At 69.9% G+C, this 12,630-nt stretch carries 17 protein-coding genes; 11 read left to right on the plus strand and 6 right to left on the minus strand.

The annotated features are described in order from the left end of the window. Positions 1-3 precede the first annotated feature (3 nt). From JR065_RS18260 to JR065_RS18270, 3 genes are all read right to left on the minus strand, one after another. On the minus strand, positions 4-789 hold the full coding sequence (locus JR065_RS18260; protein WP_206235812.1) for an SDR family NAD(P)-dependent oxidoreductase: 786 nt from the start codon (positions 787-789) through the stop codon (positions 4-6). 39 nt (positions 790-828) lie between these two features. Beyond that, positions 829-1,617 (minus strand): SDR family NAD(P)-dependent oxidoreductase, encoded by a 789-nt coding sequence (locus JR065_RS18265; protein ID WP_206235814.1) that lies wholly within the window; start codon positions 1,615-1,617, stop codon positions 829-831. A 65-nt stretch (positions 1,618-1,682) separates the two neighbouring features. Next, positions 1,683-2,771 carry an alkene reductase gene (locus JR065_RS18270; RefSeq protein ID WP_206235815.1) on the minus strand — a complete coding sequence of 363 codons (1,089 nt, stop codon included), beginning with the start codon at positions 2,769-2,771 and terminating at the stop codon, positions 1,683-1,685. 221 nt (positions 2,772-2,992) lie between these two features. Here JR065_RS18270 and JR065_RS18275 point away from each other — a divergent pair, with 221 nt between their 5' ends. From JR065_RS18275 to JR065_RS18285, 3 genes are all read left to right on the plus strand, one after another. Then, positions 2,993-3,592, plus strand: a complete 600-nt coding sequence (locus tag JR065_RS18275) for a TetR/AcrR family transcriptional regulator (protein ID WP_206235816.1) — start codon at positions 2,993-2,995, stop codon at positions 3,590-3,592. Positions 3,593-3,839: 247 nt separating this feature from the next. Next, the gene (locus tag JR065_RS18280) at positions 3,840-4,304 is read left to right on the plus strand and encodes a hypothetical protein (protein ID WP_206235818.1); all 465 of its coding nucleotides are present in this window, start codon (positions 3,840-3,842) and stop codon (positions 4,302-4,304) included. 130 nt (positions 4,305-4,434) lie between these two features. Beyond that, positions 4,435-4,809: a hypothetical protein gene (locus tag JR065_RS18285; RefSeq protein WP_206235867.1), complete on the plus strand. Its 375-nt coding sequence runs from the start codon at positions 4,435-4,437 to the stop codon at positions 4,807-4,809. A gap of 85 nt (positions 4,810-4,894) precedes the next feature. Here JR065_RS18285 and gap read toward each other — a convergent pair whose 3' ends face one another. Continuing rightward, positions 4,895-5,896, minus strand: a complete 1,002-nt coding sequence (gene gap / locus JR065_RS18290; RefSeq protein ID WP_206235819.1) for a type I glyceraldehyde-3-phosphate dehydrogenase — start codon at positions 5,894-5,896, stop codon at positions 4,895-4,897. 185 nt (positions 5,897-6,081) lie between these two features. On the opposite strand from gap, the gene JR065_RS18295 reads away from it, so the two are divergent. The 3 genes from JR065_RS18295 to JR065_RS18305 all read left to right on the plus strand — a co-directional run bounded on the left by JR065_RS18295 (position 6,082) and on the right by JR065_RS18305 (position 7,996). Then, on the plus strand, positions 6,082-6,711 hold the full coding sequence (locus JR065_RS18295; RefSeq protein ID WP_206235820.1) for an OmpW/AlkL family protein: 630 nt from the start codon (positions 6,082-6,084) through the stop codon (positions 6,709-6,711). A gap of 160 nt (positions 6,712-6,871) precedes the next feature. After that, the gene (locus JR065_RS18300) at positions 6,872-7,678 is read left to right on the plus strand and encodes a S1/P1 nuclease (RefSeq protein ID WP_206235822.1); all 807 of its coding nucleotides are present in this window, start codon (positions 6,872-6,874) and stop codon (positions 7,676-7,678) included. Between the two features lie 90 nt (positions 7,679-7,768). After that, positions 7,769-7,996: a hypothetical protein gene (locus JR065_RS18305; RefSeq protein WP_206235823.1), complete on the plus strand. Its 228-nt coding sequence runs from the start codon at positions 7,769-7,771 to the stop codon at positions 7,994-7,996. On the opposite strand, the gene trxC is transcribed toward JR065_RS18305, so the two are convergent. Then, complete coding sequence (gene trxC / locus JR065_RS18310; RefSeq protein ID WP_206235824.1) at positions 7,993-8,430, minus strand: thioredoxin TrxC; 438 nt, start codon at positions 8,428-8,430, stop codon at positions 7,993-7,995. The genes JR065_RS18305 and trxC overlap by 4 nt on opposite strands. After that, positions 8,427-8,906, minus strand: coding sequence for an OsmC family protein (locus JR065_RS18315; protein WP_206235825.1), 480 nt, complete (start codon positions 8,904-8,906; stop codon positions 8,427-8,429). Before JR065_RS18315 ends, trxC begins: the two co-directional genes overlap by 4 nt. A 270-nt stretch (positions 8,907-9,176) precedes the next feature. Between JR065_RS18315 and JR065_RS18320 the strand changes: the two genes are divergently transcribed. The 5 genes from JR065_RS18320 to modB all read left to right on the plus strand — a co-directional run bounded on the left by JR065_RS18320 (position 9,177) and on the right by modB (position 12,628). Then, positions 9,177-9,539 (plus strand): rhodanese-like domain-containing protein, encoded by a 363-nt coding sequence (locus tag JR065_RS18320; RefSeq protein WP_206235826.1) that lies wholly within the window; start codon positions 9,177-9,179, stop codon positions 9,537-9,539. Positions 9,540-9,645: 106 nt separating this feature from the next. Then, positions 9,646-9,960 (plus strand): ArsR family transcriptional regulator, encoded by a 315-nt coding sequence (locus JR065_RS21600; RefSeq protein WP_241093743.1) that lies wholly within the window; start codon positions 9,646-9,648, stop codon positions 9,958-9,960. 84 nt (positions 9,961-10,044) lie between these two features. Beyond that, positions 10,045-10,878, plus strand: coding sequence for an MBL fold metallo-hydrolase (locus JR065_RS18330; RefSeq protein WP_206235827.1), 834 nt, complete (start codon positions 10,045-10,047; stop codon positions 10,876-10,878). Between the two features lie 220 nt (positions 10,879-11,098). Further along, a complete protein-coding gene (gene modA / locus JR065_RS18335; RefSeq protein WP_206235828.1) occupies positions 11,099-11,926 on the plus strand; it encodes a molybdate ABC transporter substrate-binding protein in 828 nt (275 codons plus the stop codon). Positions 11,927-11,941: 15 nt separating this feature from the next. Beyond that, positions 11,942-12,628, plus strand: coding sequence for a molybdate ABC transporter permease subunit (modB, locus tag JR065_RS18340; protein ID WP_206235829.1), 687 nt, complete (start codon positions 11,942-11,944; stop codon positions 12,626-12,628). The last annotated feature ends 2 nt before the right edge of the window (positions 12,629-12,630 follow it).

The raw sequence follows: 12,630 nt of genomic DNA on the forward strand, positions 1-12,630 counted from the left end.
CGGTCAACCGTTCAGGATGCGGGACAGCACGGACTGGTGGAACCAGCGCGGCGTCGCCCACATGAAGGCCACGTTCAACCTGTTGAGCAGCCCCGGCACCACGCTGATACGACCCGCGTCCAGCGCGCCGATCCCGGCCCGCACCACCGGCGGGGCCTGCATCATGAGCGTATTCAACAGCGGCGTGATCCGCTGCTGGGCGACGCTTGCGAAGCCGGTGTCGGTCAATCCCGGGCACAGCGTCGTCACGGTGACCCCGTCGCGCGCGAACTCCCGGTGCAACGCCTCGCCGAGACGAAGAACGTAGGCCTTCGCGGCCGAATACACCGCAAATCCCTCCACGCCTTGATAGGCCAGCATGCTCGCGACCTGCAGTATCTTGCCGCGCCGCCGCCGCCGCATGTCCTGGCCGAACAGATGCGTCATCGCGGTCAGGCTTGCGATGTCGAGCTGGATCATCGACAGCACCGGTTCCAGTTGCCCGCCCAGGAACGGTCCCTGCAGCCCGTGCCCGGCGTTGTTGATCAGCACCTCGATCTCGATGCCGCGCGCGTGCAAGCCGGCGTGAAGCCGACGCACCGCCGCGATATCCGACAGGTCCACCTGCTCGACGACGATGTCGATGCCGTGCTCCTGCCGCAACGACTGCGCCAGCGCCTGCAACCGGTCCAGCCGCCGCGCGACCAGGACCAGCCTGTGGCCGCGCTGCGCGTACTGCCTGGCGAACTCCTCGCCGAATCCACTCGATGCGCCGGTGATCAGCACCCAGCTATCGCGCTGCGTCTTCATGGTGTTTGCCTCGTTCGCGACGGTGCGCAGCGGCGGCCTTCAGGCAGCCGGCCGATAGCGTTCGGCGGCATTGGCCTGCCTGATGCTTCCCAGCAGCGCTTGCCTGGCGCCGTCGAGGGCGTCCCAGCGGCCGGCGTCGTGCAGCGGCGGGATGGTCACCCGTTCGCGGCGATCGAAGCCGACCAGCGCCGCATCGACCAGTTCTTCCACGTCCATCACCTCGGCCAGCGTGTTGACGTCGATGCCCGCGCGTTCCCAGATCTCGGTGCGGGTGGCCGCCGGCAGCACCGCCTGCACGTACACGCCCTTGGGCGCCAGCTCCAGGCTCATGCCCTGCGACAGGAACAGCACGAAGGCCTTGCTCGCGCCGTACACGGTCATGCCGAACTCCGGCGCCAGGCCGACCACCGAACCGATGTTGACGATCGCGCCGTTGCCCGACTGCGCCAGCCGCGGCGCGATCGCCGACGCCAGCCGCGTCAGCGCGGTGACGTTGAGCGTCAGCAGGCGTTCGATGCTCTCGCCCGACTGCCCGACGAATCCGCCCGACTGGGCCATGCCGGCGTTGTTGATGAGGATGCCGATGCCGGCGTCGTCGCGCAGCCGGGTTTCCACGGCGGCCAGGTCGTCCTGCGTGGTCAGGTCGGCCTGCAGCACATCGACCGCGACCTTGTGTTCCTCGCGCAGGCGCGCCGCGAGCGCGTCCAGGCGCGATTTGTCGCGTGCGACCAGGACCAGGTCGTGGCCGCGCTGGGCGAAACGCTGCGCGTAGATGGCGCCGATGCCGGTGGAGGCGCCGGTGATGAGGACAGTGGACGGGGTGCTCATGCGAGTGGTCTCTTCAGGTAAGGGAATCGGCGGGCCGCGATGGCGCCGCCTGTGCTCGGTGGTGCTTAGTTGCCGTGCCCGGCCAGCGCCGGATAGTCGGTGTAGCCCTTGGCGCCGCCGCCGTAGAGCGTGGCCGGATCCGGGGCGGCCAGCGGCGCGCCGGTCTTCAGGCGCTCGACCAGGTCGGGATTGCCGATGAACGCGCGGCCGAAGGCGAACAGGTCCGCGTTGCCATCGGCAAGCCTGGCGGTGGCCAGCGCCGGGTCGTAGCCGTTGTTGGCTACATAGGTGCCCTTGAAGCGACTGCGCAACGCGGCATAGTCGAACGGCGCCACGTCGCGCGGACCGCCGGTGGCGCCCTCCACCACATGCAGGTAGACGATGCCCAGCGCGCTGAGCTGCTCGGCGATGTAGTCGTACTGCGGCTGCGGATCGCTGCAGGAGATGCCGTTGGCCGGCGACACCGGCGAGATGCGCACGCCGGTACGGTCGGCGCCGATCTCCTTGGCGACCTCCGCGGCGACCTCGAGCAGCAGGCGCGCGCGGTTCTCGATGGAGCCGCCATAGGCGTCGGTGCGCTGGTTGGCGCCGTCCTTGACGAACTGCTCCAGCAGGTAGCCGTTGGCGCCGTGCAGCTCCACCCCGTCGAAGCCGGCGGCGATGGCGTTGGCCGCGGCTTGGCGGAAGTCGTCCGCGATGCCCGGCAGCTCGTCGAGCGCCAGCGCGCGCGGTTCGGAGACGTCGGCGAAGCCGTTGTTGACGAAGGTCTTGGTGGCGGCGCGGAGCGCCGACGGCGCCACCGGCGCGGTGCGCCCGGGGCGCAGGTCCACGTGCGAGACGCGGCCGACGTGCCAGAGCTGCACGAAGATGCGCCCGCCCTTGGCGTGCACGGCATCGGTGACCCTGCGCCAACCCTCGACCTGCTCGGGGGTATAGATGCCTGGCGTGTCCTGGTAGCCCTGCGCATCGGCCGAGATCTGCGTGGCCTCGGTGATCAGCAGGCCTGCGGAGGCGCGCTGGGCGTAGTAGGTGGCAGCCAGTTCGCCGGGCACCAGGCCTTGGCCCGCGCGGTTGCGGGTCAGCGGCGCCATGACGATGCGGTTGGCCAGCGTCAGCGGGCCCAGGGCGTACGGTTCGAACAGTGCGGCGGTCATGGTGGTGTTGGTTCTCGATGGATGGATGCGTGCCAAGCCAGTGCGACCTTTCGCGTGCGATGCGGCGGTCGTGGCGGCGGGGCGGAAGACACCGGGTGAGCGGGTCGTTCGATGAAAGCCGCTCTATGATGATGATCATAATCTAACTTGTCAACATTTTGATGATGACCAGCATCAATGTATGCTTGTCCCCGGGAAAGACAACGTCAGCGAGGCACCCCATGAAGGTCAGCAAGGCTCAAGCGCAGGCGAACCGCGCGCATATCGTCGAAACGGCATCGACGCTGTTTCGCGAGCGCGGCTACGACGGCATCGGCGTTGCCGACCTGATGGCGACCGCGGGCTTCACCCACGGGGGCTTCTACAAGCACTTCCCGTCCAAGGCCGACCTGATGGCGGAAGCGGCGGCATGCGGGATCGCGCAGACCGTGGCGCAGACGGGCGGCGTCGACACCCAGGAGTTCGTGCAGCATTACGTGTCGCGCAAGCATCGCGACGCCCGTGCCGCCGGCTGCACCATGGCGGCGCTGGGCGGCGACGCCGCACGTCAGCCGGAAGCGGTCCGGGCCACGTTCGCGGCGGGCATCGAAAGCCTGCTGGCGGCGCTGGAGCGCGAGGACGACGCCTCCAATGGCGCAGGCACCGGCGCAACGCGGGCCAAGCGCCTGGACATGCTGGCCCATGCCCTCGGCGCCATCGTCATGTCCCGGGCCTGCCCGGACGACTCCCCGCTGGCCGACGAGATCCTCGACGTGTGCCGCGCGGAACTCCTCGCCTCGCTGCGCCCCACCCCGGCTGCGGGCAAGCGTCGCGGCAAGTGAGCCGCGGCGTTGGCGACAGGTTGTGCCGACCCGCCAAAGCCGTCCGCGGCCGCACAGGGCCGCTCGTCCGCAGCGCCCGCGCAGGGACCTGCGGTCAGTCGGCCCCATGCACCGCCGTCCCGCCCGGCCGCGCATCGGCGCGCCGCTTGCCGGTCTCGGCGGGGCATGGTAGAAATCGCCACAGCGCACTCTTGGTGCGCCTGTCGCAGACGGATCCGCTGACGCAAGCTATCAAGGACGTATCGCAATGCCCATTCCCCGTAGTCGTCTCCTGCGCGCCATGTGCGCGGCCTGCCTGCTGGCCATGGCGCCGCTGGCCTCGGCCGGGCTGTTCGGCGACCCGGAAGAAATCGCACGCAGCTGGCTGGGCCACGACGCCTCCGAGCTGATGCTGCAATGGCCGGTCGACCGCGGCCTGTACACCTCGGAAAACACCGAGACCCGCGAAACCGCCTACACCTACAACTTCGGCACCGAAGCGCACTACCGCACCGACTACTGGACGACGCAGGGGCAGTTGGTCGGCGTCGACCGCGGCACGCCGATCTACCAGCAGGATCAGCACAGCCAGACCAGCTTCGTGCCGGCCGAGCACCATTGCGAGATCACCTTCGTCGCCAATGCCGAAGGCATCATCACCCGCTACGACTTCGCCGGCAGCAAGTGCAAGCCGTACATCCGCAGCTGGGGCCGACCGAAGAACAGGAAGTAGACACCGGGTGCCGGACGCGCCGGCCTCCGCCAAAAACCACAGGGGAATATCGATGAACGCAAACAACAAGCTCGTCCGCATCGCGTGGTCGGCACTGGCGGCGGCGCTGCTGTCGCTGTCGGCATCGGCCATGGCCGCGCCGCCGCGGCACGGCGCCATCGTCGCGCTGGAACCGATCGAGAACAAGAACACCGACGTGCCGGAAAAGACCAAGACCATCACCAAGGCCGCGGCCAGCCTCGGCGGCCTGGCCGGCGGCTTCCTCGGCATCAAGAGCCCAGTGGGCTCGGGCACCGGGCAACTGGCCGGCTCGGCCGCCGGCGAAGCGGTCGGCGCCAAGATCGCCGGCACCGGGCCGGCCGCGCACTACATGGTGAAGATCCGTTTCGACGACAAGTCGCAGGTGGTCGTGTCCAAGCCCAGCGCCGAAGTCACCGGCCTGGCCGTGGGCAGCCGGGTCCTCGTCACCGGCAGCGGCGAGAGCATGCAGATCGCCGCGGAGTGAGCATCGCGACGCCCTCTCCCCGCCGTTGCAGGCACCCACAAAAAAAGCGCCCGCAGGCGCTTTTTTTGTGGGCGGCGGGCGCTGCTTACTTCGCCACGACCTTGACCATTTCCAGGCACTTGTTGGAATAGCCCCATTCGTTGTCGTACCAGGACACCAGCTTGACGAAGGTGCTGTCCAGCGCGATGCCGGCATCGGCGTCGAAGATCGAGGTGCGCGCGTCGCCGCGGAAATCGGTGGCCACCACCTTGTCCTCGGTGTAGCCGAGGATGCCCTTCAGCGCGCCTTCGCTCTGCGCCTTCACCTCGGCGCAGATCTCGGCGTAGGTCGCCGGCTTTTCCAGCTCCACGGTCAGGTCGACCACCGACACGTCCGAGGTCGGCACGCGGAAGCTCATGCCGGTCAGCTTCTTGTTGAGCTCGGGGATCACCACGCCCACGGCCTTGGCCGCACCGGTGCTGGACGGAATGATGTTCTCCAGGATGCCGCGGCCGCCGCGCCAGTCCTTGTTGCTCGGGCCGTCGACGGTCTTCTGCGTGGCGGTGGCCGCGTGCACAGTGGTCATCAGGCCGCGCTTGATGCCCCACTTGTCGTTGATCACCTTGGCCAGCGGCGCCAGGCAGTTGGTGGTGCAACTGGCGTTGGAGACGATCGCCTGGCCGGCGTAGGTGCTGTCGTTGACGCCGTAGACGAACATCGGCGTGTCGTCCTTCGACGGCGCCGACAGGATCACCTTCTTGGCGCCGGCGTCGATGTGCTTCTGCGCGGTTTCCTTGGTCAGGAACAGGCCGGTGGATTCGATCACCACCTCCGCGCCCACTTCGTCCCACTTCAGCGCGGCCGGATCGCGTTCCTGGGTCAGGCGGATCTTCTTGCCGTTGACCACCAGGTGGTTGCCGTCGACCGACACCTCGCCGTCGAAGCGGCCGTGCACCGAGTCGTACTGCAACATGTACGCCAGGTAGTCGGGCTCGAGCAGATCGTTGATGGCGACGATCTCGATCTCGCCGCCGAAATTCTGCACGGCCGAGCGCAGCACGTTGCGACCGATGCGACCGAAACCGTTGATGCCAACCTTGATTGCCATGTTCAGTAGCTCCTGCGGCCGCGCCTGACGCGGCGGATGGAAGGGGAATCCCATTCTAACAGGACCGCTCCGGCCGCACCGTCGTCGCCGCTGCGGCGTACAGGCGCGGCACGGATTTGATCAGGATCAAGGCGTGACGGCGGCGCGCTGCGGACACTGCGCCCACCCCAACCGAGAACACCCCCATGCGCAAGACCTCTTCCCTGCTGCTGTCCGGCCTGGCCGCCGCCCTCGCCTTCTGCGCCGCGCCGGCGTTCGCGCAGGCGCAGGGCGACTGGACCCTCGGCGTCGGCGCCCACCAGGTGAATCCGAAGTCGGACAACGGCAAGCTCGCCGGCGGCACGCTGCCGCTGAGCATCGACAGCGACATCAAGCCCACCGTCACCTTCGAGTACTTCGTGCGCCAGGACCTGGGCATCGAAGTGCTGGCCGCGTTGCCGTTCAAGCACGACATCAGCGTCAAGGGTGTCGGCACGGTCGGCAGCACCAAGCACCTGCCGCCGGTGGTGTCGCTGCAGTACCACTTCAACAGCGCCGGCAGGGTGTCGCCGTTCGTCGGCGCCGGCCTCAACTACACCACCTTCTTCAGCGAGGACACCCGCGGCGCGCTGGCCGGCACCAAGCTGAAGCTGGAAGACTCGTGGGGCCTGGCGCTGCATACCGGCGTGGACTTCGCGCTCAACGACAAGTCCGCGCTGCGCGTGGACCTGCGCTGGGCCGACATCGACAGCAAGGTCAAGGTCGATGGCGTCGAGCTGGGCACCGCGCAGATCGATCCGCTGGTGTACGGCGTGGCCTACGTGCTCAAGTTCTGAGCGCACCGGCCCGCCGGCGAACCGAAGAAGATACGGGCGGTCCGCGACGGCGCGCTGCGCGCGAGCGCACCGGCCAGTGTGCCGCCGAGGCTTAGCCGCGCCGCAACGGCACCCGCCGGCGGATGCTGCCGCGGTCATCGGCGCCGGCTAGAATCGGCCGATGACCTCACGCACCCATTTGTCCGCCGCGCTCGCCCTGGCGATCGCCATCGCACCGTCCGCCGCGCTGGCCTGGGGCCCGCTCGGCCACCGCCTGGTCGCCGACCTGGCCGACACCCAGCTCACCGCCCCGGCACGCGCCCAGATCCGCACGCTGCTGCAAGGCGAGCCCGAGCCGACCCTGGCCGGCGTCGCCAACTGGGCCGACCAGTTGCGCGAGCACGATCCGGACCTGGGCAAGCGCAGCGCCGGCTGGCACTACGTCAACCTGGGCGAGGAGGACTGCCACTACGAGCAGAACCGCGACTGCCCCGACGGCAACTGCGTGGTCGAAGCGCTGCGCCGGCAGACCGCGATCCTCGCCGATCGCCGCCAGCCGCAGGCCGCGCGCGCACAGGCGCTGAAGTTCGTGGTGCATTTCGCCGGCGACATCCGCCAGCCGCTGCATGCCGGCTATGCCCGCGACAAGGGCGCCAACACCTTCCAGGTCCAGTTCGAAGGCAAGGGCAGCAACCTGCATGCGTTGTGGGACAGCGGCCTGCTGCGCAGCCGCGACCTGGACGAGGCGGCGTACCTGCGCCAACTGCAGGCGCAGCCGCTGCCGGCGCCGAGCGGCACCGCGCTGCCGCCGCCGGCGGCGCGGTGGGCCGAAGCCTCGTGCAGGATCGCGCTGCGCCCGGGCTTCTATCCGCCCGGGGCGAAACTGCCGCAGGACTACGTGCAGACCTGGCGCCCGGTGGCCGAGGCGCAGGTGCGCCAGGCCGGTACCGACCTGGCGGCCACGCTCAACGCCGCGCTGGGTAAGTAGCGGCGCCTGCGCGCAGCACGACGATGCCACTGCGCATGTCCGTCCTTTAACCGGCTGGGCTGGCCGGTCGATATCGACGCGCTCATCGTCGTGGGCAAGATCCGCAACGGCACCGATACCGCGAATGAAGATCAGGACGACCTGGGAAAGCGCTACCTTCTGGCTCCCCTCAAGCCGACCAGGAAGGGACCGCCTGAAGGCGATGCGTTGATCTCGCTTCTGCGAAAAGAAGCGCACGGCGAGCGGGAAGCGCATCGCCCTGGCGCCACCGCCATGAACCCGATGAAACGGGACACGATGGCGTTGTCCGCGCGCTAGGCGGCGTTCGTCTGCGCCCAGCGCACGATCTGCGCGGCGCTGATCGCGCCGGCCTGCCGCGCCAGCTCGCGCCCGTGCAGCAGCAGCGCCAGGGTCGGGATGCTGCGGATGCCGAAGCGCGCGGCCAATGCGGGCTGCGCCTCGGTGTCCAGCTTGCCCAGCCGCATCCGCGGCTCCAGCTGCGCCGCGGCCGCTTCGAACTGCGGCGCCATGGTCCGGCACGGGCCGCACCACGGCGCCCAGAAATCCACCAGCAGCGGCACGTCGCTGCGCTCGGCGTGCGCGGCGAAGTTGCCCGCATCCAGCGCCAGCGGTTGCGCGACGAACAGCGCACGATGGCAGCGGCCGCATTGCGGCCCCGCCGCCAGGCGCGACGCCGGCACCCGGTTCAGCGCCTGGCAGTGCGGGCAGGCGATGTGCAGCGTTTCGCTCACGCGCCGGCCTCGATGCTCTTGTCGCCGAGCAGCACGTTGCCGTGCGCGTCCTTCACCGTGACCTGCACGTCGATGCCCTGGCGCACGCTCTGGGTGACCACGCAGAACTGCTCGAACTGGTCGAGCACGCGCTGCAGCTGCGCATAGTCCTCGTTGCCGGCCGGCAGCTGCAGTTCCACCGACGCCTGCGGAATCCGCCAGTACCCTTCCGGATTGCGCGTCGGCGTGGCGGTGATGTGCGCGACCACGCCGGCCGGATCGTTCTTGTGCTTGCGCATCGCGAACAGCAGGCTGGCGGCCAGGCAGTTGGCGATGCTGGCCAGCAGGATGCGCGAGGGGTTGGGCCCGCGCTCCTGCCCCAGCGGCGCGGTCTCGTCGCTGAGCCACGGCTCCAGTTCGGTCTCGTCGAACTGGATGCGGAACGCGAAGTCGGTCTCCTGCTGCAGGGTCACCCGGATCGGGTCGCCGATGCTCATGCTGCATGCTCCAAAAAGCGGTGGTCGATGCAGGCGACTGTACCCGGGGACCGCTAAATCGGCGTGGATGGTCGTGCGCGCCGCTTCGGTCGGGTCCGCGATATCAGCACAGCAGGCAAGGCACGGCCCTCGCAGCCCGGTACAAGCCGCGGATGCCGAGGTCGGCAGGCGCACGCACTGAGCGGGCGGCGGCAGTGCGACCGTATGTCGCATGGAAGATTCGTGGCGGCCGATATACAAATCGACGTCCCCCCACACCCCTGAAGTCCCATGTCCCCTGCCTCCGCCCATGCCCTGGTCGAGCGTCCGCGCCCGCCACCCAGCGAAGCCGACGCGGCCAGCGACGCGGTGCCGCTACCCGGCGAACAGGTGATCGACCTGCGCGAACCGGGCGAGTTCGCCGCCGGCCACCTGCCCAACGCGATCAACCTCCCGTACAGCCTGCTGGAGTTCCGCCTGGCGGCCGATCCGGCACTGGCCCGGCGCGAGCAGCCGATCCTGCTGTACTGCGCCAGCGGCGGCCTGGCCACGCTGGCCGCGCTCGGCCTGCAGCGGTCGGGCTACACCGCGGCGCGCGCGCTGCTTGGCGGCTTCCTCGGCTGGACCGCGTCCGGGCGCGCCGTCGACTTCTGACCGATGGCCCGCAGCCGCGCCGTGGCGATGGACCCGGCGGCGATGCGCGCACGCCAGCGACGCCACGCGCCTGCTCAAGGCGCGCTGGGGCAACGAGAAGCGGCTGATGCTGCTGTGCCGGCTGGCCCAACGCGAGCAACCGGTGGGCGAACTGAACGCACGGCTGGACCTCAGCCCGTCGGCGCTTTCGCAGCGCCTGGCGCCGCTGCGCGAGGACGGACTGGCGAACACCCGGCGCGACGGCACACCCTCCACTATTCGCTGGCGCCAGGACCGGCGCGACGCCTGCTCGACGCCTTGCATGGCATCTTCTGCGGCGACGCGCGCTGCGGCCAGCGCTTTCGCGCCGTGCGCAGGCCAGATTGCGTTTGGCGCGCGGCGAGGAACACGCGACACGCAATGTCGGCGAGCCGCCGCGTGACGGCGCCATTCCAGGCGCATCTCGGGGGGCCTTCGGATGGCCGTCACCTATCACAACGGCAGGGACAGGCCCTAAGCTAAGCCGATGGACACCCTTCCTCGCGTGCACCCGTTCCACCATGCCGGATCCGGCACCTGGAGCTATGTCGTCGACGACGGCGTCGATGCGGCGTTGATCGATCCAGTGCTGGATTTCGATCCGGCCACCGCGACCACGTCGTCCGCCGCGGCGCAGCCGCTGGCCGATCACCTGCAGGCGCAGCGCCTGCAACTGCGCTGGATACTCGAGACCCACGCCCATGCCGACCATGTCTCCGCCGCGCAATGGTTCAAGCGGCGCTGGCCACAGGCGGTGCTGGCGATCGGCGACGGCATCGGCCGCGTGCGCGAGACGTTCGCGCCGGCGCTCGGCCTGCCGCGCGACTTCGACCAGGACAGCTGCCGCTTCGACCGCCTGTTCGCCGACGGCGATACCTTCGCCATCGGCCGCCTGCCGGCGCGGGTGATCGCGGTGCCCGGGCATACCAGCGACAGCGTCGCCTACCTGATCGGCGATGCGCTGTTCCCCGGCGATTCGCTGTTCATGCCCGACAGCGGCACCGCGCGCTGCGATTTCCCCGGTGGCGATGCCGCGCTGCTGTTCCGCTCGATCCAGAAGCTGTACGCGCTGCCGGACGCCACCCGCGTGTTCGTCTGCCACGACTACGGCGCCGGCGGCGGCCGCGAGGTCGCCTGCCTGAGCAGCATCGGCGAGCAGCGTCGGCACAACATCCACGTGCGCGACGGCGTGGCCGAGGCGGACTTCGTCGCGCAGCGGCAGGCGCGCGATGCGACGCTGAGCGCGCCGCGGCTGCTGCAGCCGTCGGTGCGCGCGAACATCCAGGCCGGCTGCACCGAGGGGCTGACCGCGGCCGATTGAGCCTTGCGGCGCGCTGGTGGTCTGCGCGGCATCGCCGCCCGGGCCAGGCATGGCCTTCGCTTCGCGCCCCCTCTGCCACTGCATATGCGATTCGGTTATGGCCTTACGCCCTGTGGAACGGACGCCTTCGACGCATGGCTTACCCGGATCGTGCGATGCTTCGCGGTCGCGCATCCGCCCGCCCTGCCGGCCGCCGCGATGTCCCATCGGAGATTCCCCCATGCCCGCACTGCGCCTGTTCGCCACGCCCCGGCCGCGGATCGCCACAATCCCACGCGCCTTGTTCTCGCTGCTTTGCCTGCTCCTGTTGCCGCTGACCGGCGCGGCGCAGGGTTCCGCCGCCGCGCAGCCGCCGCTGACGGTGTTCGCCGCCGCCAGCCTGAAGGAATCGCTGGACGAGGCCGCGGCGGCCTACCAGAAGGCCAGCGGCACGCCGGTGCGCGTGTCCTACGCGGCCAGTTCGGCGCTGGCGCGGCAGATCGAGCAGGGCGCGCCGGCCGACGTGTTCTTTTCCGCCGACCTGGAGTGGATGGACTACCTGCAGCAACGCGAGCGGGTCGATGCCAGCCAGCGCCACAACCTGCTCGGCAACACGCTGGTGCTGGTCGCCCCCGCCGCGAGCCAGGCCAAGGTGGATCTGCGCAGGCCCGGCGCCGTAGCCGCCGCACTGGGCGCGCAGGGACGGCTGGCGCTCGGCCAGACCAACACCGTGCCGGCCGGCAAGTACGCGCGCCAGGCGCTGACCCGGCTCGCGCAGTGGGACGGCGTGCAGGGCCGGCTGGCCGAATCGGAGAGCGTGCGCGCGGCGCTGATGCTGGTGGCGCGCGGCGAAGCGCCGCTGGGCATCGTCTACGGCTCCGACGCCAAGGCCGAGCCCAAGGTGCGCGTAGTGGCGGTGTTCCCGGCCGACAGCCACGCAGCGATCGTCTATCCAGTAGCGGCGCTACGCGCGGGCCGGCAGCCGGCCACGGCCGCCTTCGTGCGCTGGCTGGCGACGCCACCGGCGCGCGCGATCTTCCTGCGCCACGGCTTCTCCGCCGCGCAATGACCACGCGCATCTGACGTGTTCAGCCCGGAAGAGACCACCGCGATCGCGCTGAGCCTGAAGGTCGCGTTGACCGCGTCGCTGCTCAGCCTGCCGTTCGGGGTGGCGTTCGGCTGGCTGCTGGCGCGGCGCCGGTTCTTCGGCAAGTCGCTGCTCGATGCGCTGCTGCACCTGCCGCTGGTGATGCCGCCGGTGGTCACCGGCTACGTGCTGCTGATCGTGCTCGGCACGCAGGGGCCGGTGGGCGCATGGCTGCTGCAGCACCTGGGCGTGCAGTTCGCGTTCCGCTGGACCGGCGCGGCGCTGGCCAGCGCGGTGATGGGGTTTCCGCTGATGGTGCGGGCGATCCGCCTGGCATTGGAGTCCACCGACCGGCGCCTGGAGGCGGCCGCATCCACGCTGGGCGCCGGGCCGTGGCGGGTGTTCTTCACCATCACCCTGCCGCTGGCCTGGCCGGGCCTGGTCGCCGGCACGGTGCTGGCGTTCGCCAAGGCGCTGGGCGAGTTCGGCGCCACCATCACCTTCGTGTCCAATATCCCCGGGCAGACACAGACGCTGTCGTCGGCGATCTACGGCTTGATGCAGGTTCCGGGCGCCGAGTCGGGCATCTGGCGGCTGGCCGCGGTGGCGCTGGCGATCTCGCTGGGCGCGCTGCTGTTGTCCGAATGGCTGGTGCGCCGCCAGCGCGGGCAGGAGGACGCATGATG

This window comes from Xanthomonas sp., assembly GCF_017163755.1.
In the GTDB taxonomy this organism is placed as follows: domain Bacteria; phylum Pseudomonadota; class Gammaproteobacteria; order Xanthomonadales; family Xanthomonadaceae; genus Xanthomonas_A.

Bases quoted from the DNA above. Each gene is read 5' to 3' on its own strand.
- JR065_RS18260 (WP_206235812.1), bottom strand. From the start codon at position 789: ATGAAGACGCAGCGCGATAGCTGGGTGCTGATCACCGGCGCATCGAGT.
- JR065_RS18265 (WP_206235814.1), bottom strand. From the start codon at position 1,617: ATGAGCACCCCGTCCACTGTCCTCATCACCGGCGCCTCCACCGGCATC.
- JR065_RS18270 (WP_206235815.1), bottom strand. From the start codon at position 2,771: ATGACCGCCGCACTGTTCGAACCGTACGCCCTGGGCCCGCTGACGCTG.
- JR065_RS18275 (WP_206235816.1), top strand. From the start codon at position 2,993: ATGAAGGTCAGCAAGGCTCAAGCGCAGGCGAACCGCGCGCATATCGTC.
- JR065_RS18280 (WP_206235818.1), top strand. From the start codon at position 3,840: ATGCCCATTCCCCGTAGTCGTCTCCTGCGCGCCATGTGCGCGGCCTGC.
- JR065_RS18285 (WP_206235867.1), top strand. From the start codon at position 4,435: ATGGCCGCGCCGCCGCGGCACGGCGCCATCGTCGCGCTGGAACCGATC.
- gap (WP_206235819.1), bottom strand. From the start codon at position 5,896: ATGGCAATCAAGGTTGGCATCAACGGTTTCGGTCGCATCGGTCGCAAC.
- JR065_RS18295 (WP_206235820.1), top strand. From the start codon at position 6,082: ATGCGCAAGACCTCTTCCCTGCTGCTGTCCGGCCTGGCCGCCGCCCTC.
- JR065_RS18300 (WP_206235822.1), top strand. From the start codon at position 6,872: ATGACCTCACGCACCCATTTGTCCGCCGCGCTCGCCCTGGCGATCGCC.
- JR065_RS18315 (WP_206235825.1), bottom strand. From the start codon at position 8,906: ATGAGCATCGGCGACCCGATCCGGGTGACCCTGCAGCAGGAGACCGAC.
- JR065_RS18320 (WP_206235826.1), top strand. From the start codon at position 9,177: ATGTCCCCTGCCTCCGCCCATGCCCTGGTCGAGCGTCCGCGCCCGCCA.
- JR065_RS21600 (WP_241093743.1), top strand. From the start codon at position 9,646: ATGCTGCTGTGCCGGCTGGCCCAACGCGAGCAACCGGTGGGCGAACTG.
- JR065_RS18330 (WP_206235827.1), top strand. From the start codon at position 10,045: ATGGACACCCTTCCTCGCGTGCACCCGTTCCACCATGCCGGATCCGGC.
- modA (WP_206235828.1), top strand. From the start codon at position 11,099: ATGCCCGCACTGCGCCTGTTCGCCACGCCCCGGCCGCGGATCGCCACA.